The organism is Kitasatospora griseola, from assembly GCF_044999035.1.
Lineage (GTDB): Bacteria > Actinomycetota > Actinomycetes > Streptomycetales > Streptomycetaceae > Kitasatospora > Kitasatospora griseola.
On record NZ_CP173360.1, the window covers coordinates 2555868 to 2575240 of the forward strand.

The window sequence follows — 19373 nt, forward strand, 5'->3', positions numbered from 1 at the left end:
GTGGACGGCGGCGCGGTGCGTCCCGCGCCGGCGCCCTTCGTTCTCGGCGGCCGCGGCCGGCGCCTGCCGACCGCGACCGTCCGCGGCAAGGCCTCGATCGGGCCTCGCTCGGGCCGTGATCAGGCCGCGACGAGGTCGGCCCGCGGCTCCGTCGGGAAGTCCCGAACCCGCCGCAGGGGCCCGGCCAGCAGGATCAGCCCGAACAGCACCAGCAGGATCGTCATGATCCACATCGTGGGGCGGGTGCCGATGACGCTTCCGAGGAAGCCGCCGAGCAGGGCGCCGAGCGGAACCGTGCTGTAGTTCAGGAACATCGTGGTGGCCACCACCCGGCCGAGGATGTTCGGCGGGCAGTACCGCTGCCGGAAGCTGTTGAGGAAGGCGTTGCTGGCCACCACGCCGACCATCGGCGCCATCGACCCGATGGCGAAGAAGACCAGTCCGACGCCCGGCGTCGTGAGCGGCATCAGCAGGGCGAACGGGGCCGCCCCCAGCTGGCAGATCAGCATGCCCCGGGCGGTGCCGAAGCGGTCCCCGATCGGCTTGGCGATCATCGCGCCGAGGACGCCGCCGATGCCCGCGGCGGCGATCAGCCCGCCGACCACGGCCGAGTCGGCGCCGACGGTGCGGATCAGGAAGACGATCTGGACGGCCTGGTAGCCGTCCAGCGCCAGGTTCGCCAGCGCGCCGTACATGACGATGGGCAGCAGGTACGGGTCACGGACGGTGAACCGGAGCCCCTCGGCGATCTGCTGCCGCAGGGAGTCCTCGCGCTCCGGCTCGGTGGGCTCGGGCTCGCGGGACCGGATCAGCAGCAGGCAGACGGTCGAGATCAGGAAGGTGACCGCGTTCGTCAGCAGGCCGATGACGGCGCCGGCCCACTGGGCGATCAGTCCGCCCGCACCGGGACCGACGACCTCCATCACCGACTCGGCGCCCTGGAGCTTCACGTTCGCCTCCATCAGGTCGTCCTCCGCCACGATGGACGGCAGGTAGACGTGATAGGCGGTCGAGAAGAACACCGAGGCGGTACCGGTGACCATGGCCACCACGAGCAGGTGACCGATCGTCAGGACGTCCAGCCACCAGGCGATCGGGACGCTCGCGAACAGCACGGTCGAGACGATGTTACAGGTGATCATCACGGGACGGCGGGGCAGCCGGTCCACCCAGGCCCCGACCGGCAGGCCGACGATCAGCCACGGCAGCCAGACCGCCGCGGCCAGCACGCCCACCGCCATCGGGCCGGCGTGCAGCGCCACCACCGCGATGAGCGGCAGGCTCACGGTGGCGATGCCGTTGCCGAACGAGCTGCTCGTCTCGCCGAACCAGAGCAGGCGGAAGTCCCGCTGCGCGAACACCCCGCCGCGCTTCCTGACCCCCGTCCCGCTGTCCGAGGACTGCGGCGCCTCGGCAGTGGCCACCTCGGCCGCGGATTCGTCCACGGTCTTCTCCATCACACAGATTCCGCTCTACTGGTAGTAACCGGCCGCACTAGGGGCGATCGACTAGGGGCGGTCGACGCTCTCGGGCCACTTCGTGGTCTCGCCGACCCGGGACACCAGCGGAATGTCGCGGATGTCGTGGTGGTCGAGCACCCACATCAGGAACCGCTCGACGCCCATGCCGAAACCGGCCGTGCGCAGCGGCATCTCCTGCTTCATGTCCACGTACCAGGCGTAGTCGTGCTCCGGGACGTTGTGCATGGCCAGCGACTTGCGGACGGGCTCCGCGTCGGTGTGCCGCTCGCCCGAGCCGACGATCTCGCCCAGCCCGAACAGCAGGTCGGCGTTCTTCGCGGTGCGGCCCTCGTTGTCCCCGAAGGCCTGGTAGAAGGGGACGGTGAGGTGGTCGAAGTGCGTCACCCAGACGAACTCGTTCACCCGCTCCATCAGCAGGCGCTCGCCCTTGCGGTTCAGCGTCCGGCCGTCGCCCTCGTAGCCGATGCAGCCCTCCTCGTCGCGCAGCAGCCGCTCGGCCTCGTCGAAGGTGAGCCGCTCGAACCCGCCGGCGGAGTTCACCATCCGCTCCAGGTGGGAGACGTCGCCCCGCGCCTCGGCGAGCCGGTCCCCGCACCGGTCGAGGATCGATCCGGCCAGCGCCTTCACGTACCCCTCGACGTAGTCGATCAGGTCGTCGAGTCCACCCGGGATCTCGGCCTCGCTGTGCGTGAACTGGCTGAGGTGGGTCGCGTCCGGCACCTCGTTGCGGAACGACGGCAGGATGCCGTAGCAGCCGCCCGGGGCGATCTGGCAGCCGTACTCCAGCAGGAACTGCGCCGAGTCGGACAGGTAGGTGTCGACCCCGCTGACGTTCACGGCGACCGGCTCGGTGTCGCTCCCCAGCCCGGACGGGCAGGTGATGGTGCGGGTGGTGAGCGGCAGGCTGAGCGCCTTCAGCCCGCGCGATCGGGCGTAGTCCGCGGTCGCCACCTGCACGGTGTCCTGGAGCTCGGCGACCAGGGAGTACCAGGGCGAGCGCAGGGTCGTGAGGAAGGCGCCGGCGCCACTGTCCCAGGTGGCCGGAGGCTGGACGGACGGCCGGAACTGACTGAGCTTCGTCATGGAAGTACTACCTCTCGGACGGAAGGTGCGCGGTGCCCGACGTGGGCCGGATGTTCTGGTTGCTCCGCAGGACATTGCGCGGGTCGTAGCTGTTCTTGACGGCCGCCAGCCGCCGGTAGCGCGCGTCGCCGTACACCTCGACGACCCGGTCGGCGGGCTCGTCCTGGAGGTAGTTGACGTAGGCGCCGCCGTACGTCCAGGCGGCCAGCCGCGCCACGGTGTTCCGGGTCCAGGCGATGTTCTCCGCGTCGTGCTGCGGGTCGATCCACTGCGCGGACGCGGTGCAGATGTACGGCGCCTCCCGGCGGGGGAAGGCGGACTCCTCGTTCGCGGGCCCGGAGATCGCGCCGCACAGGAACTCGAAGTCGATGGAGGAGAGCGGCGACCGGATGTCACGGGCGGCCTCGACCAGCTCCGCCACCGGGTCGGACGCCAGGTCCGACAGGTAGCAGGACTTGGTGAAGTACCGGTTCCCGTGCGGCTCCCCGTGGTCACCGAGGCCCTGCAGCTCCAGGTACGGCATCACCCGGGCGACCGAGCCGGCCGGCTCCACCGTGCCGAACAGCGGCGCGACGGCCGCCGGTCCGTCCGCCGGGTCCCCCAGCCACACCGCGGTGAGGAACAGCGCCGGCTCACCCCGCAGGCGCTCCGGGATCCACTCCTGCTGCCCGGCGACCTTGAACGCGCCGACGGCGTGCATGTCCGACGACTGCCCCGCGGCGAACCGCCGGTACTCCTCCAGCGCCGCCGGAGCCTCGTCCGGACCGAACACCGCGGCGTGGTGGTACACCGGGCCGACCGGCCGCAGCCGAAGGGTGAACCTGGTCACGATGCCGAAGTTGCCGCCGCCGCCGCGCAACGCCCACAGCAGCTCCGGGTGCTGACTCTCGCTCACCTCGACGACCGACCCGTCCGGCAGGACGACCTCCGCGGCCAGGATGTGGTCGCAGGTCAGCCCCCACTTGCGGGCCAGCCAGCCGTAACCGCCGCCCAGCGCCAGACCACCGAGCCCGGTGTGCGACACCACGCCCGCCGGGCAGGCCAGCCCGTGCGGCGCCGTGGCCGCGTCCACCTCGCCCAGCAGGCAGCCGCCCTCGGCCTCGGCCTGCTCGGCCGCCGGATCGACCGTCACCGCGCGCATCAGCGACAGGTCGATCATGACGGAGTCGTCGGAGACCGCCGTCCCGGCGACGTTGTGGCCGCCGCCGCGCACCGTCACCGGAACGTCCGCCGCGACCGCGTGCCGCAGCACCGCGCTGACGTCCGACGCGGTCAGACAGCGGGCGATCAGCGCCGGCCGGCGGTCGTGCATGCCGTTCCAGACCCGCCTGGCCTCGTCGTAGCCGGGATCCCCGAGCACCAGGACCGGGCCCCGGTGCTCCGACCTCAGGTCGGTGAGAGCGATGCCGCTGAGTATCTCTTCGTGCACGTCTGTCACTTGATCTCTTGTCTTTCCAGCGTTTCCGAGGCCGGAAGGCCTCTGATGTCGGTCAGGGGAGCAGGTCGAGTCGGTCGAGGCGTCGGGTGGCGTCGGTGGCCACGCTCTCCAGGAGGCGGAGCAGCCGGTCGGCCATGGCCTGGACGGTGGCGTGCTCGAACAGGTCGGTCGCGTACTCCAGCACCATCCGCAGACCGGCCGGCTCGCGGTCCCCGTCCCGGAGGTCCTCGAAGCTCGCCGTGAGATCGAACTTCGCGATCGGCAGCCGCACCGCCTCGGGCACGAAGACACCCTCCTCCGGCTCGGCGGTGCTCCCGCCCTCCAGCGCGACCATGACCTGGAAGATCGGATGGTGGGCCAACGAGCGTTCGGGGTTGAGGAGTTCGACGAGCCGCTCGAACGGGATGTCCTGGTGGTCGTAGGCCTGGAGATCGGCGGTGCGGGTCCGCGAAAGGAGATCGGCGAAGGTCGGGTTGCCCGAGGTGTCGGTCCGCAGGACCACGGTGTTGACGAAGAACCCGACCAGGTCGTCGAGGTCTTCGTCGGTCCGTCCGGCGACCGGGGTGCCGATCGGGATGTCCTCGCCCGCACCGGAGAGCGTGAGGAGAACGGCGACCGCCGCCTGCAGGACCATGAACAGCGTGCTGTCATGGGCGCGGGCCAGCGCGAGCAGCCGCCGGTGAAGATCGGCAGTGGCGGTGAGAGTGACCACCGCGCCCTGGTAGCCGGCGATCGGCGGGCGGGGCCGGTCGGTGGGGAGTTCGAGCTCCTGCGGGATGCCCGCGAGAGCGGCGGCCCAGTGCTCGACCTGGCGGGCGAGGAGGCTGCTGGGGTCGTTCTCGTCGCCGAGGGTCTCGCGCTGCCAGACGCTGTAGTCGATGTACTGCACCGGCAACGGCGCCCAACTCGGGGCGGTGCCACGGGTCCGCGCCGCGAAGGCGGTCGCGAGATCGTCCATCAGCGGACGCATCGACCAGCCGTCACCGGCGATGTGGTGCAGCACCAGCAGCAAAGTGTGCCGATCCGGGCCGGTGGTGAACAGCGAAGCACGCAACGGCGGTTCGGTCGTGACGTCGATCACCTCCGCCGCGGCACCGACCAGCGCGGACTCCAACTCCTCGACCGTGCAGGAGACACGACGCAGCACGGGGCGCGCATGTTCGTTGTCCAGAACGTGCTGGTAGGGCAGACCGTCGACGGACGGGAAGATCGTGCGCAGAGTCTCGTGGCGCTGCGTCACATCGGCGAGCGCCGCTTCGAGGGCATCCGCGTCGACCACGCCGGTCAGCCGGACGGAGACCGGGATGTTGTAGGTGGAGCTCGGCCCTTCGAGCTGGGCGATGAACCAGAGCCGCTGCTGCGCGAACGACGGAACGGGATGGGCGGTCCGGGCGACGGGCGCGAGCGTGCCCACCTCCCTGGCAGGCGCGCCGGCCGCAGTGAGCGTCTCCGCGATTCCGGCGATCGTCGGCGCCCGGAACAGGTCGCGAATGCCCAGATCGGCGCCGAGGGTCGAGCGAACCCGGCTGATCAGACGCATCGCCAGCAGCGAATGGCCGCCCAGGTGGAAGAAGTTGTCGTCGATCCCGACACCCGACACTCCCAGCACCTCGCTGAACAGCGCGTGCAGCGCACGCTCGGCGGGGGTGTGGGGAGCTCGGCCCGGAGTGGTCAGCGTCGTGTCGGGTGCGGGGAGCGCCGCCCGGTCCAGCTTGTCGTTCGGCGTGACCGGAAGCCGGTCCAGCACCACGAAGAACGACGGAACCATGTAGTCCGGCAGCTTCCCGCTGACCAGCGCCCGCAGCCCCGCGACATCCACCGCCGCACCCGATTGGGGAACGACGTACGCCACCAGGCGCTTGTCACCAGGCCGGTCCTCCCGCACCACCACCGCCACGTGACGGACCGTCGGGTCGAGCTCGATCACTGCCTGGATCTCGCCCGGCTCGACCCGGAACCCCCGCACCTTCACCTGATGGTCGACACGACCGACGAACTCCAGCTCACCACGCGTGTTCCACCGCACCAGATCACCCGTGCGGTACATCCGCTCCCCCGGACCACCGAACGGATCCGCCACGAACCGCTCCGCCGTCAGATCAGGCCGACCCGCGTACCCACGCGCCAACCCCGACCCCGCCACGTACAACTCCCCCACCACACCCGGCGGGACCAGCCGCAGCCCACCGTCCAACACGTACACCCGCATGTTCACGAGCGGCTTGCCGATGGGGACACGTGCGCCGTTGAGGGAGTCCTCCGAGGTGATCACCGAGATCGACACGTCGTCCGAGCACTCGGCCGGCCCGTAGACGTTGACCAGCGGGGTGTCCGGGAACCGCGCGAACCACCGACCGACCAGGTCCGGGGGGAGCGCCTCCCCGTGCACGAGCATCCAGCGCAGTCCGGCGAGGCGTGCCGTGCTGCTGTCATCCACGTCCCATTCGTCCAGGATCGCCCGCAGCAGGACGGGGACGATCTGGAGCACGGTGATCCCGTGCTTCTCGACGCTCGCCAGCAGGTCCAGCGGGTCGCGCGCGGTGTCGTTGTCGATGATGTGGACCCGGCCACCGACCGCGAGCAGCGTGAGGGTCTGCCAGATCGACACGTCGAAGGTCAGCGGGGCGTTGAACGCGATGACGTCGTTCTCGTCGAGACCGTAGAGCTCGATCACCGCTTCCAGGTGGTTCGACAGCCCGCGGTGCGGGATGAGCACGCCCTTGGGCCGCCCGGTCGAACCGGAGGTGAAGACCGCGTAGGCGAGCGAGTCCGGCGTGTCGCGGAGGTCCGGCGGCGTCCAGGACGCTGTGTCGGCCGGGACGTCGGTGTCCGGCAGAACGACCTCGTGCACAGTCGCGCACGCGATCGCCGCCGCGCTCTCCGCGAGTTCGGGAGCGGCCACCAGGTGTCGCACACCGGCGTCACCCAGCATCTGCGCCGCCCGGGGCAGCGGGGTGCCGGGGTCGAGCGGCATGTATCCCGCCCCCGCGCCCAGGATGCCGATCACCTGGGCGACGAACCAGGGGCCGCGATCCGCGAGCACGGCGACCAGGGCGTCCGGCCCCACGCCCGCGGCGGCCAGCCGACCGGAGATCCGATCCGCGGTCCGCGCCAGCTCACGGTAGGTCAGGTTCCCGGAGGCGTCCGAGACCGCGACGGCGTCCGGGCGCTCCGACGCGAACTTCCGGACGAGCGCCGGGAGATCGAGGGGCGTCTCGGCCGTGCTCGGCCCGTTCCAGTCGACCAGCAGCCGCCGGCTCTCCTCCGGGAGGAGCAGGTCGAGCTGGTCGAGGCGTCGGGTGGCGTCGGTGGCCACGCCCTCCAGGAGGCGGAGCAGCCGCTCGGCCATGGCCTGGACGGTGGCGTGCTCGAACAGGTCGGTCGCGTACTCCAGCACCATCCGCAGACCGGCCGGCTCGCGGTCCCCGTCCCGGAGGTCCTCGAAGTCCACGGAGAAGTCGTACTTCGCGATGTCGATGCTCTGGGCCAAGATCTCGGCCTCGACCCCGGGCAGCCGGAACTCCGGCACCGCGAGCCCCGCGTCCAGTAGGGCGACCATGACCTGGAAGATCGGGTGACGGGCCAACGAGCGTTCGGGGTTCAGGAGTTCGACGAGCCGCTCGAACGGGATGTCCTGGTGGTCGTAGGCCTGGAGATCGGCGGTGCGGGTCCGCGAAAGGAGATCGGCGAAGGTCGGGTTGCCCGAGGTGTCGGTCCGCAGGACCACGGTGTTGACGAAGAACCCGACCAGGTCGTCGAGGTCTTCGTCGGTCCGTCCGGCGACCGGGGTGCCGATCGGGATGTCCTCGCCCGCACCGGAGAGCGTGAGGAGAACCGCGACGGCCGCCTGCAGGACCATGAACAGCGTGCTGTCATGGGCGCGGGCCAGCGCGAGCAGCCGCCGGTGGAGGTCGGGGGTGGTGGTGAGGGTCACCTCCGCGCCGCGGTAGCCGGCGATCGCGGGGCGGGGCCGGTCGGTGGGGAGTTCGAGCTCCTGCGGGATGCCCGCGAGGGTGGTGACCCAGTGCTCGGCCTGGCGGGCGAGGAGGCTGGTGGGGTCGTTCTCGTCGCCGAGGGTCTCGCGCTGCCAGACGCTGTAGTCGATGTACTGCACCGGCAACGGCGCCCAGTCCGGGGCACTCGCGCGAACGCGCGCCGCGTAGGCGGTCGCGAGATCGTCCATCAGCGGACGCATCGACCAGCCGTCACCGGCGATGTGGTGCAGCACCAGCAGCAAAGTGTGCTGATCCGGGCCGGTGGTGAACAGCGAAGCACGCAACGGCGGTTCGGTCGTGACGTCGATGGTGTCGGCAGCTGCGTCAGTGAGGCTGCGCTCCAACTCCTCCGGCACGCAGGCGATGCGGCGAAGAGTGGGCCGCGCGTGCTCGTTGTCGAGAACGTGCTGGTAGGGCAGGCCGTCGACGGACGGGAAGACGGTGCGCAGGGTCTCGTGGCGCTGGGTGACGTCGGCGAGCGCGGCCTGGAGAGCGTCCGCGTCCACCGCGCCGGTCAGGCGGAGGGAGATGGGGATGTTGTAAGTGGAGCTCGGCCCTTCGAGCTGGGTGAGGAACCAGAGCCGCTGCTGCGCGAACGACGGAACAGGGTGCGCCGTCCGGGCGACGGGCGCGAGCGTGCCGGCCGCGCGCACCGGAGTGTCCGCGGCGGCGAGGGTCTCCGCGATCCCCGCGATCGTCGGCGCCCGGAACAGGTCGCGAATGCCCAGATCGGCGCCGAGCGTCGAGCGAACCCGGCTGATCAGACGCATCGCCAGCAGCGAATGGCCGCCCAGGTGGAAGAAGTTGTCGTCGATCCCGACACCCGTCACCCCCAGCACCTCGCTGAACAGCGCATGCAGCGCACGCTCGGCGGGAGTCCGGGGAGCACGCCCCTCCGCCGTCAACACAGTGTCCGGCGCCGGCAACGCCCCTCGGTCCAGCTTTCCGTTCGGCGTGACCGGAAGCCGGTCCAGCACCACGAAGAACGACGGAACCATGTAGTCCGGCAGCTTCCCGCTGACCAGCGCCCGCAGCCCCGCGACATCCACCGCCGCACCCGATTGGGGAACGACGTACGCCACCAGGCGCTTGTCACCAGGCCGGTCCTCCCGCACCACCACCGCCACGTGACGGACCGTCGGGTCGAGCTCGATCACTGCCTGGATCTCGCCCGGCTCGACCCGGAACCCCCGCACCTTCACCTGATGGTCGACACGACCGACGAACTCCAGCTCACCACGCGTGTTCCACCGCACCAGATCACCCGTGCGGTACATCCGCTCCCCCGCAGCACCGAACGGATCCGCCACGAACCGCTCCGCCGTCAGATCAGGCCGACCCGCGTACCCACGCGCCAACCCCGCCCCCGCCACGTACAACTCCCCCACCACACCCGGCGGGACCAGCCGCAGCCCACCGTCCAACACGTACACCCGCATGTTCGCCATCGGGCGGCCGATCGGCACGGTCCGGCCTTCGCCGTGCTCGGCGCGCACGGTCTGACAGACCGACAGGATCGTGCACTCGAGCGGCGAGTAGCCGTTGACGACGCGGAGCTCCGGGAACTCGCGGAGGGCTCGGCGGACGTAGGCGGGTGAGACGGGTTCGCCGCCGGTGAAGGCCAGCCGGACGGTGTCGAACGCCTCCGGGTGCTCGTCGACCATGAAGTTGAAGAGGCTCGACGACATGTACGTGGTGGTCACCCGGTGCCGGACGGACAGCGCCGCCATCTCCGCCGGCTCGGGGATCTGGCCGGCCTGGAGCACACAGGCGCCGCCGGCCAGCAGCGGGCCGAACAGTTCCAGCGCGAACACGTCCCAGGAGACGGGGGAGCACTGGAGGACCACCGCGTCCGGGCCGAACCGGGTGAACTCCCGGTCGTGGAAGAAGCCGACGATCGCCCGGTGCGAGGTGGCCACACCCTTGGGCGTGCCCGTGGATCCCGAGGTGAACATCACGCAGGCGAGGTCGTCGGGCTCGGCGCCGACCACCGCGGTGGCCGTCTCGGGATCCGGCCCGGACTCCGAAGTGGCGGACATCTCAAGGAAGGTGACGCCCGGCCAGTCGAACCGCTCCGCCGGCCCGAGCCCGGTGACGACCAGTTCGACCGACGCCTCGCGGACGACGGTCGCCAGCCGGCCGGCCGGGAAGGCGGGGTCGAGCATCAGGTACGCGCCCCCGGCCTTGAGGACGCCGAGGAGGGCGACCACCATGTCGGGGCTGCGCTCCAGATGGACGCCGACGACCGCGCCGGGGCACACTCCGCGGCGCACCAGCCGTCGCGCCATCTCGTCGGCGCGGGCGTCCAGTTGGGCGTAGCTGACCTCGTCGTCGGCGAAGAGCAGCGCCGTGGCCCCGGGGGTGCGCCGCGCCTGCGCCTCGAACAGCTCATGTACGCACGCGTCGGGGCAGTCTGCCTCGGTCGCGTTCCACACGGTCGGGTCCGGCGCGTCCTGCGGGTGGGACGAAGACACTGATGCTCCCTTTCACGGACAGGACGAACCAGCAGGGGCCCGCCCACGGCGCGATGCGCCGCCGGACCTCCCGCACAGCCGTACGAAGGCTCCAGAACAATGGAGAGATGAATTCGCGCACGAGTAATTCACATGCGCATGTGCCGCGATCACCCCCCGGTGCAGCAACCCCCTACGGGGTCAAATGTTTGCCAAGAATCCGTCAAGTCGGCCGCACCTCCGAGAGGGAGGCGCCGGGCCGGCGAGGAAGATCAGCGAGCGGTTAGCTTGCCAACTTGGCGGGTTGATGTCAACAGTTGATCGAAGTTGCTCGGATCGTCGGGGCGGCGGCGTGTCAAGCGGTTTATTTTCGATGGTTGCCGACCGTCCCGGTGCTGTGCCACAGTGCCGGTCGGCCCCTGGACCGAACAAAGAGCTGCCCGATTTTGTCGGATACACGCGCCTTGTGGTCGAAAGGGGGAGCTTCGGGGAGGAGCGGGTGCCGGCAGGCCGTGACGTGCGGCTTCCGGCCCGGCGGCCCGGCCGGCGAGCGGGTGTCCTCGGTCACACCTCGACCGCCTCCGACCTGCCCGCCCCCCGTCGGCCGCATTTCTCTCCCGAGCAGACCCCGCCGTGTCCGGCCGGCGTCACCCTGAAAGGAAGATTCGAAATGCCAAACCCGTTCGAGGATGATTCGGCCCGTTACCTGGTGCTCGTGAACGAGGAGCAGCAGTATTCGCTGTGGCCGCAGGGCACCGGGATTCCGGACGGCTGGGAAGTGGTCGTCGAGAACGAAACCCGGGCCACCTGTCTCGAATACGTCAGGGAGAACTGGATCGACATGCGTCCGCGCTCTCTCGCCGAATCCGGACGGGCCCGGTAGCAGCAGGCATCGCATTTCGTGGAATGTCCGGTCGGACTCCGCGGGAGTCGGCTGCGGTCGGGCCCACCGGAATCGGCCGAAGAGGAAGCGGGGAATCGTGATTCAGGAAAACAGCAAGTCCTCCGTGCTCGCAGAGTTCCGGCGGAGCGCGGAGTCATGGCCGGACCGGACCGCCGTGGTGTCCGGGGAGGTGTCGCTCACCTTCGCGGAGCTGGCGGATCGGGTGGAGCGTCTCTCGGCGGTGCTGCGGAGCCTCGGGATCGGCCCCGAGCAGTCCGTTGTGTCATGTCTCGCACCAAGTGCCGGGGTGCCGGTCGCCATGCTCGGCGTCTGGAGCGCGGGCGGCACCTACGTCCCGCTCGATCTCCAGGTGCCTTCCGACCGCCTCCGCTACGTGCTCGACGACTGCCGGGCGCAGGTGCTGATCGTGGCGAAGGGGACGGCCGTCGATCAGCCCGGCGTCCGGATCGTCGAACTGGACGACACCGGTGCGCCCGTGCAGGTTGCTCCGGAGCGGTTCGAAACACCAGTCACACCAGCACCGAATGACCTCGCCTACATCATCTACACCTCTGGTTCCACGGGTCGACCGAAGGGCGTTCTGGTCGAGCACGGCAACCTGGCCGAAATGACGGCCAACTACGAGGCGGCCCTCTACGGTCCGCTGGACCGGCCCGTTCGACGGATATGCGTCAACAATCCGTTGATCACCGACTCCGCGGTGTCCGATCTGGTCCATATCGCTTTCGGTCGGACCCTGTACTTCGTCAGCCCCTCGGTCCGGCGCGATCCCGACCGTATGGCAGCCTTCCTGACGGAGCATCGGATCGAGCTGCTGGACGCGACGCCCACCCAGATCAGGGCGCTGCTGATGGCCGGCCACGCCGATGCCCTGCGGTCCCTCCGGGTGCTGATCGTCGGCGGCGAGAGCACCGACAGCTCACTGTGGGCCGCGCTCCAGGGCCTGGAGGGCGTCGCGGTGTTCAACCTCTACGGCCCCACCGAGTGCACCGTCGCCGTGACCTTCGCCGACGTCAGGGCCGACAGCCTGCCCACCATCGGCGCCGAGTTCCCGAACTGCCCGGTCTTCCTGCTCGACGACGGGCTCCGACCGGTGTCGGACGGGGAGACCGGCGAGATCTGCGTGTCCGGCGTCCAGGTCGCCCGCGGCTACCTGAACGCGCCCGAGCAGCAGGCCGACCGGTTCGTCTCCTTCACCCCTCCCGGGCAGTCGGAGGCGGTGCGGATCTACCGCACCGGCGACCGTGCCCGGCGCACCGCGGCCGGCACCCTGGAGTTCTTCGGCCGCACCGACGACCAGGTGAAGATCAGGGGCTACCGGGTCGAACTGGGCGAGCTGGAGGCCGTCCTGCGGCAGTGCCACGGAGTCTTCGACGCGGCAGCGGCCCTGGACCGGACCGACTCCGAGCCGGTCCTGCGCGCCTTCGTCGTACTGGCCGGGGGAACCTCCGAAGCCGAGGTCCAGCAGTACCTGAAGGACACTCTCCCCGCGCACATGCTGCCCAGGCTCAGCACCGTGCCGGGCATCCCCTCCGGCCCCACCGGCAAGGCCGACCGAAAGGCGCTGCTCGCGGCGCTCGCGGACGGCGGAGCGGAGGCCGTGGCGGTCACGGCGCCGCCGCAGGGGAGCGGTGACCCGCGGGTCGATCTGCTCCGCGACATCTGGTGCCAGGTGCTGCACCTGACCGACGTCGCCGCGGACGACGACTTCTTCACCCTCGGCGGCGACTCGCTCAAGGCGACCCGGATGACCCTGAAGGTGCGCAAGCAGCTCACCGCCGCCGCCCCGGTCAGCGCCGTCTTCGAGCACCCGGACTTCCGGGGCTACTGCGCAGCGATCACGGCGCTCCGATAGCCGCTCCGGGGGCGGGTCGCAGCGGGCCCGCCCCTCCCGGGTCGACGCTCCGTCAGGGCAGACGCCAGTCGACGGGCCGGCCGCCCTGACGGACCAGCAGGTCGTTGGCGCGGCTGAACGGGCGGGAGCCGAAGAAGCCGCTGTCGGCGGAGTAGGGGCTGGGGTGCGGCGATTCGATGCTGGGGACCTGGCCGAGCCACGGGCGCAGCTCGCGGGCGTCGCGGCCCCAGAGGACGGCGACGAGCGGGCCGCCGCGGGCGGCGAGGGCCTTGATGGCCTGCTCGGTGACGGCCTCCCAGCCCTTGCCGCGGTGGCCGTTGGTCTTGCGGGTCTGGGTGGTGAGGGCCCGGTTGAGCAGCAGGACGCCCTGGTTCGCCCACGGCGTCAGGTCGCCGTTGGACGGCGGCGGGAAGCCGAGGTCGCTGCTGTACTCCCGGTAGATGTTGACCAGGCTCGGCGGTATCGGCCGCACGTCCGCGCCGACCGAGAAGCTCAGGCCGACGGCGTGGCCCGGCGTCGGATACGGGTCCTGCCCGACGATCAGCACCCGGACGTCCGCGAACGGCTGCTGGAAGGCCCGTAGCACCTGCGGCCCCGGCGGCAGGTAGGTGCGGCCGGCCGCGATCTCGGCGCGCAGGAAGTCGCCCATCGCGGCGACCTGTCCGGCGACCGGTGCGAGGGCCTGGGCCCAGCCGGGTTCAACGATTTCGTGCAAGGGTCGAGCAGCCATGACGGAAGCCTATCGGCCGCACCGACAACGCCAGTTCACGAGGTCGGACGCACCCGCCGCAAGGCGCCGTCGTCGGGCGTGCGGGGGCTCGCGAAATGGAAGGGCGCCCGGAGCGCTGCCGCCACCGCGGCGCCGATCAGTTCGGCCGCCACCGCGTGTGCGGCCGTCCGTCGACGCGTTCGTCCGGGCCGAGGTGGCGGGTGCCGGTGTACTCACACCACCGCGCCGTTGAGCACGACGTGCCTCGGCGCGCCCAGCACCCGCAGGTCGGCGCGCGGGTCGGCGTCGTAGACCACCAGGTCGGCGGGGGCGCCCTCGGTGAGGCCCGGGCGGCCGAGCCACTCGCGGGCGGACCAGGTGGCGGCGGCGAGGGCCTCGGTGGGGCTCAGACCCGCCTTGGTGAGTTCGAGCGCCTCCTCGCCGACCAGGCCGTGGGCGAGCGAGCCGCCCGCGTCGGTGCCGACGTAGATCGGGATGCCGGCGTCGTGGGCGGCGCCCACCGTCGCGTAGCGGTTCTCGTGCAGGCGGCGCATGTGCGCGGACCACTGCGGGAACTTGGACTCGCCGCCGTCCGCGAGGGTCGGGAAGGTGGCGATGTTGACCAAGGTGGGGACGATCGCCACGCCGCGTTCGACGAAGGCGGGGATCAGCTCCTCGGTGAGGCCGGTGGCGTGCTCGATGCAGTCGATGCCGGCCGCCAGCAGGTCGGGCAGCGATTCGGTGGCGAAGCAGTGCGCGGTGACCCGGGCGCCCTCGGCGTGCGCGGCGGCGATCGCCTCGGTGAGCGCGTCGCCGGGCCAGCAGGCGGCGAGGTCGCCGACGCCGCGGTCGATCCAGTCGCCGACCAGCTTGACCCAGCCGTCGCCGCGCCGGGCCTCGGCGGTGACGTACGCGGCGAGGTCGCCGGGCTCGATCTCGTGCGCGTAGTTGCGGATGTAGCGGCGGGTGCGGGCGATGTGCCGCCCGGCCCGGATGATCTTCGGCAGGTCGGCGCGCTCGTCGATCCACCGGGTGTCGGCGGCGGAGCCGGCGTCGCGGATCAGCAGGGTGCCGGCGTCCCGGTCGGTGAGGGCCTGCTTCTCGCTGGTGGCCCGGTCGACGGCGCCGTGCGCGTCGAGTCCGACGTGGCAATGGGCGTCCACCAGGCCGGGCAGTGCCCAGCCGGTGAGGGTGGCGGTGGGTTCGGCGGCGGGCCGCGCGAAGGTCACCCGGCCGTCCACCGCCCAGAGTTCGTCCCGGACGTCCTCCGGTCCGACCAGTACCCGGCCCTTGATGTGCAGCACCCCACCGTCTGTCATGCCTGGCACTGTACTCGGCACCTGTGCGGGCGCACGGGGCGATCTGCGGCAGACTGTCCGACGGCGACCCCTTCGTCGCCCCGGCGAAATCCTCCGCTGCCCGAAAGGCCTCCCCGCATGCTGCTCGACCTCCCGCCGATGACCGCCGCCCAGTTCGCCGCGATCGAGGACAAGGTGGCGGCGCTGCTGCACACCCAGGCCGACGTGATTGTCACCCAGGGCGAGGCGCTGCTGCCGCTGGAGGCGGCGATCAAGGGCGCGGCGCACCCGGGTTCGACCGCGCTGAACGTCATCACCGGCCCGTACGGCCAGACCTTCGGCGGCTGGCTGCGCGACGCGGGCGCCAAGGTGGTCGACCTGGCCGCGCCGTTCGACGCCGCCGTCACCGCCGAGCAGGTCGCGGACGCGCTGCGTGCCGATCCGGAGATCGACTTCGTCTCGCTGGTGCACGCCGAGGCCGCCACCGGCAACACCAACCCGGTCGCCGAGATCGCCGCCGTGGTGCGCGAGCACGGCGCGCTGCTGATGCTGGACGCGGTGGCCTCGGTGGCCGCCGAACCGCTGCTGACCGACGCCTGGGGCATCGACCTGTGCGTGATCGGCGGCCAGAAGGCGATGGGCGGCCCGGCCGGCGTCTCGGCCGTCTCGGTCAGCGAGCGCGCCTGGCAGCGGATCGAGGCCAACCCGGCCGCGCCGCGCCGCTCCTACCTCTCGCTGCTCGACTGGAAGGCCCGCTGGACCGACGCCGGCCGCACCCAACTGCCGCACGCCCCCGCCCAGTTGGAGATGCTCGCGCTGGACGCCTGCCTGGACGCGATCACCGCCGAGACCCTCGACGCGGTGATCGCCCGGCACCGCGCCGCGGCCGCCGCCACCCGCGCGGGCGCCACCGCCCTCGGCACCGTCGCCCCGTTCGTCCGGCTCGCCGAGCACGCCGCCCCGGTCGCCACCACGCTGCGCACCGCCGAGGGCCTGGACGCGACCGAACTCGCCGCCGAACTCCGCCGCCACGCCCCGCAGTTGCCGATCCAGGCCGGCGGCGGCGCACTCGCCTCCACCATGCTGCGCCTCAACCACTACGGCCCGGCGGCCACCGCCGAGACGGTCGTCGCCGCCCTTGAGTCGCTCGCCCAGGCCACCGGCGTCCCGGCCGCGGCTGCGGTCACGGCGGCCACCGAGGCCTGGGAGCGAGCAATCTGACGGCACGCCGCAGTCCAGCGACTGGCAGGTACAGGCAGGTGCGACGGGCCTCGTGAGAGCCTGGTCCGCGCCGGCCGGCCCGCGCCGGGACCGAGTCGGCCGTCCGGAACAAAGAGGGAGTGCGGGTGTACGTCACCAGGGTCCAGCTCAGGAACATCAAGGGCTTCAGCGGGAAGCGGGCCGTGGACCTGCCGCTGGCGGGACACAGCGGCTGGACCGTCCTCGCCGGACGCAACAGCTCGGGCAAGTCCACCATGCTCCAGGCGATCGCGCTGGCGCTCGGGGGTCCGGGTGTCGCCCGGGCCCTGGTGACGGACTTCACCGGGTGGGTGACCACTGGCGCCAAGCGGGGCGAGGTGGAGGTCAACGTGACCCACGAGCCGTCTGTGGACGGCTTCGTCGGCCCCGGGAACACGCCGCAGCGGGAGATCTCCCTGGGGCTCCGGTGGACGCCACCGTCCGCCGACCAGGACCACGGTGCCCGACCCGTGATGGACACCTTGACACCCAGGATCAAGAACGGCCCCCGCGGCCCCTGGGCCGAGAACCCGATCGGCTGGTTCTGCGCGGGTTACGGGCCGTTCCGGCGGCTCACCGGAGGCTCCAGCGAGGCCCAGCGCCTGATGCTGAATCAGGGCCCGAGCGGCCGTCTGGCCACGCTCTTCCACGAGGACGCGTCACTGGCCGAGGGCGTGGCCTGGCTGATCGATCTGCGCCTGCGCATGTTCGAGGAGGGCTCCCCGGCAGGCGGCGCCGGGGAATTGCTCGACCTCGTGCTCGAACTGCTGAAGGACGGACTGCTGCCCGACCGGTACCAGATTCAGCACGTGACGGCGGACGGCCTGTGGGTGGCCGAGGCGGGCGGTGGGGGTCGGCGCTTCCCGCTGAAGGAGATGAGCGACGGTTACCGGACAGTCGCAGCCCTGGTCCTCGACATCACCCGCCAACTCCACCATACCTACGGCTCGTTGACCGTATCCGGAACAGGAAGCGGGGGCCTCGCGATCACGTCGCCCGGTGTCGTGCTGATCGACGAGGTCGATGCGCATCTGCACGTCACCTGGCAGCGCAAGATCGGCGACTGGCTTCAGGAGCATTTCCCGAACATCCAGTTCATCGTCACCAGCCACAGCCCCTACATCTGCCAGGCCGCAGACCCGGAGGGCCTGATCCGCCTGCCCGGGGTGGACGAGCAGCAGCCGGCCGAGGTCGTCGACGACGACCTCTATCGGCGGGTCGTCTACGGCAGCGGGGACGACGCGGTGCTGTCCGAACTGTTCGGTCTGGAGACGCCCTACTCCAGCCGCGCCGAGCAGCGGCGCAGGCGGTTGGTCGCACTGGAGACCAAGGTGTACACGGAGACGGCTTCCGCGGAGGAGGTCGCCGAGTACCGGAGTCTGGGCGAACTGCTCACCAGCTCGCTGAGCAGCAGGGTCGCCGAGGTGTCGGCCAGGCTGGAGCGGGACCGGTGATCCCCCTCCGGCGGATACCGCTGTCGGCGGACGCCGAGAAGCTGCTGACCAAGTGGACCGGCCGGGTCTCCACCGAGGGCGGCACCTCGAAGACGGCCCGCGAACTGTGGCGAAATGCGCACACGCCCAAGCGGCGCGTCCGCGACGCGCTGGAGCCGATGGCCCGCGGCAACGTCAGGTGCATGTACTGCGACGACAGCCGGGCCACGGACATCGACCACTTCCAGCCGATCGAGAAGGCCCCACTGCGGACCTTCGACTGGGCGAACCACCTCCTCGCCTGCTCCTACTGCAACAGCAACGCCAAGCGTGAGCTCTACCCGGTGGACCACAGCGGCACCTGCCTACTGATCGACCCGACGGCCGAGGACCCCGCCGACCACCTGATGCTGCTCCTGCTGAGCGGCGAGTACGTGCCGGTGAAGAACTCCCCCAAGGGACAGCAAACGATCGAGGTGTTCGGCCTCAACCGCCGGGAGCTGGTCAAGGGCCGCCTGGACGCCTTCGACCGCGCCTGCTCCAACATTCGCGACTGGCACCTGCTGGTCCAGGACAGCGACGCGCACGCCGACCGGGTGGCACGGGCCCTGCTGGACTCCCCGTTCATCGACGTCGTCCACGCGATGACCCGGCTGAAGCCGACAGTCGCACCGAAAGTCGTCGGACCGCGGACGGTGGCCGCGCTTGACGCCTGGCGGTCCGCACACGGCTTCTGACGTATCGTCAGCGTTCGAGCCAGGAGGCTTCCAGCCGTTCGCACAGCGCCTCCAGAGCCTCCTCGTTCGTCGCGCGGATCGCCACCCAAGAGTCGCCCTGCATGACCAGCAGGGCGTCCGGGCGGGCGAAAAACCGGGAGTCGATGCCGGCCTCGCACAGCCGCGGCAGTTCCACCCAGTCGACCAGTCCGGCGAGATCGAGCTGGCCGGAGTCCACGTACGCGTCCTCGTCGAACAGCGGCTCGGTGAGGACGACCGCCAGGCACTCGGTCGAGAAGCTCGCCGTCCACGGGGTGATCTCCAGTTGTACGGATGGCGCGACGTCCGGCCAGGCCACGGTCGGCGGGTCCGCCCGGTCGAGGGCGGCGAGCGGTATGCCCCAGTAGGCGCAGGACTGGTTCTCCACGCGGTAGACCAGGCAGTCCTGGTCGACGTAGAAGCGGTCCGGCGGCAGCAGGGTGTCCTGGTTGCCGGTCAGGTCGGGGCGGTTGCCGATCAGCCGGTACGCCTCGCGCAGCGCGGCGGGCAGTTCCAGGCCCAGCCGGGCTTCGGCGGCGTCGAGTTCGGCGTCGGTGCAGCCGCCGTCGGGCAGCAGCGGGGTTCCCCAGAAGGCCGCGATGTCGGCGATCAGCCGCCAGGCGGCGGCGCGGTCGGCGAGGGCGGCGGGCAGGTCGCGGACGAGGTCGAGCGTCATGACTGCACGCTAGCGCCCGGCACGGACAGGGTTCGGCTGCCGGTGGCCGACCGT

12 protein-coding genes are annotated in these 19373 nt (G+C 71.1%); 5 read left to right on the forward strand and 7 right to left on the reverse strand.

Going from position 1 to position 19373, the window contains the following annotated elements; genetic code table 11:
• Positions 1–119: 119 nt before the first annotated feature.
• The 4 genes from ACI1MP_RS11645 to ACI1MP_RS11660 form a co-directional block, all read right to left on the reverse strand.
• Entirely contained in the window at positions 120–1445 is a 1326-nt protein-coding gene (locus ACI1MP_RS11645; RefSeq protein WP_404868619.1) for an MFS transporter, read from the reverse strand.
• Between the two features lie 63 nt (positions 1446–1508).
• Entirely contained in the window at positions 1509–2564 is a 1056-nt protein-coding gene (locus tag ACI1MP_RS11650) for an amino acid--tRNA ligase-related protein (RefSeq protein ID WP_380343912.1), read from the reverse strand.
• Between the two features lie 7 nt (positions 2565–2571).
• Complete coding sequence (locus ACI1MP_RS11655; RefSeq protein ID WP_404868620.1) at positions 2572–3993, reverse strand: FAD-binding oxidoreductase; 1422 nt, start codon at positions 3991–3993, stop codon at positions 2572–2574.
• Positions 3994–4054: 61 nt separating this feature from the next.
• The gene (locus ACI1MP_RS11660) at positions 4055–10471 is read right to left on the reverse strand and encodes an amino acid adenylation domain-containing protein (protein WP_404868621.1); all 6417 of its coding nucleotides are present in this window, start codon (positions 10469–10471) and stop codon (positions 4055–4057) included.
• 649 nt (positions 10472–11120) lie between these two features.
• On the opposite strand from ACI1MP_RS11660, the gene ACI1MP_RS11665 reads away from it, so the two are divergent.
• Complete coding sequence (locus ACI1MP_RS11665; RefSeq protein WP_380344679.1) at positions 11121–11333, forward strand: MbtH family protein; 213 nt, start codon at positions 11121–11123, stop codon at positions 11331–11333.
• Positions 11334–11430: 97 nt separating this feature from the next.
• On the forward strand, positions 11431–13209 hold the full coding sequence (locus tag ACI1MP_RS11670) for a non-ribosomal peptide synthetase (RefSeq protein ID WP_404868622.1): 1779 nt from the start codon (positions 11431–11433) through the stop codon (positions 13207–13209).
• Positions 13210–13261: 52 nt separating this feature from the next.
• Here the strand turns inward: ACI1MP_RS11670 and ACI1MP_RS11675 are convergent, their stop codons facing one another.
• Positions 13262–13939, reverse strand: a complete 678-nt coding sequence (locus tag ACI1MP_RS11675) for a uracil-DNA glycosylase (protein ID WP_404868623.1) — start codon at positions 13937–13939, stop codon at positions 13262–13264.
• Between the two features lie 212 nt (positions 13940–14151).
• Positions 14152–15237, reverse strand: coding sequence for an amidohydrolase family protein (locus tag ACI1MP_RS11680; protein WP_380344688.1), 1086 nt, complete (start codon positions 15235–15237; stop codon positions 14152–14154).
• A gap of 117 nt (positions 15238–15354) precedes the next feature.
• Here ACI1MP_RS11680 and ACI1MP_RS11685 point away from each other — a divergent pair, with 117 nt between their 5' ends.
• The 3 genes from ACI1MP_RS11685 (at position 15355) to ACI1MP_RS11695 (ending at position 18625) form a co-directional block, all read left to right on the forward strand.
• Complete coding sequence (locus tag ACI1MP_RS11685) at positions 15355–16437, forward strand: pyridoxal-phosphate-dependent aminotransferase family protein (protein WP_404868624.1); 1083 nt, start codon at positions 15355–15357, stop codon at positions 16435–16437.
• 125 nt (positions 16438–16562) lie between these two features.
• Positions 16563–17909: an AAA family ATPase gene (locus ACI1MP_RS11690; protein ID WP_404868625.1), complete on the forward strand. Its 1347-nt coding sequence runs from the start codon at positions 16563–16565 to the stop codon at positions 17907–17909.
• Positions 17906–18625, forward strand: a complete 720-nt coding sequence (locus ACI1MP_RS11695; RefSeq protein WP_404868626.1) for an HNH endonuclease — start codon at positions 17906–17908, stop codon at positions 18623–18625. The genes ACI1MP_RS11690 and ACI1MP_RS11695 overlap by 4 nt, the downstream gene beginning before the upstream one ends.
• Before the next feature lie 7 nt (positions 18626–18632).
• Here ACI1MP_RS11695 and ACI1MP_RS11700 read toward each other — a convergent pair whose 3' ends face one another.
• Entirely contained in the window at positions 18633–19319 is a 687-nt protein-coding gene (locus ACI1MP_RS11700) for an SMI1/KNR4 family protein (protein ID WP_404868627.1), read from the reverse strand.
• Positions 19320–19373 lie beyond the last annotated feature (54 nt).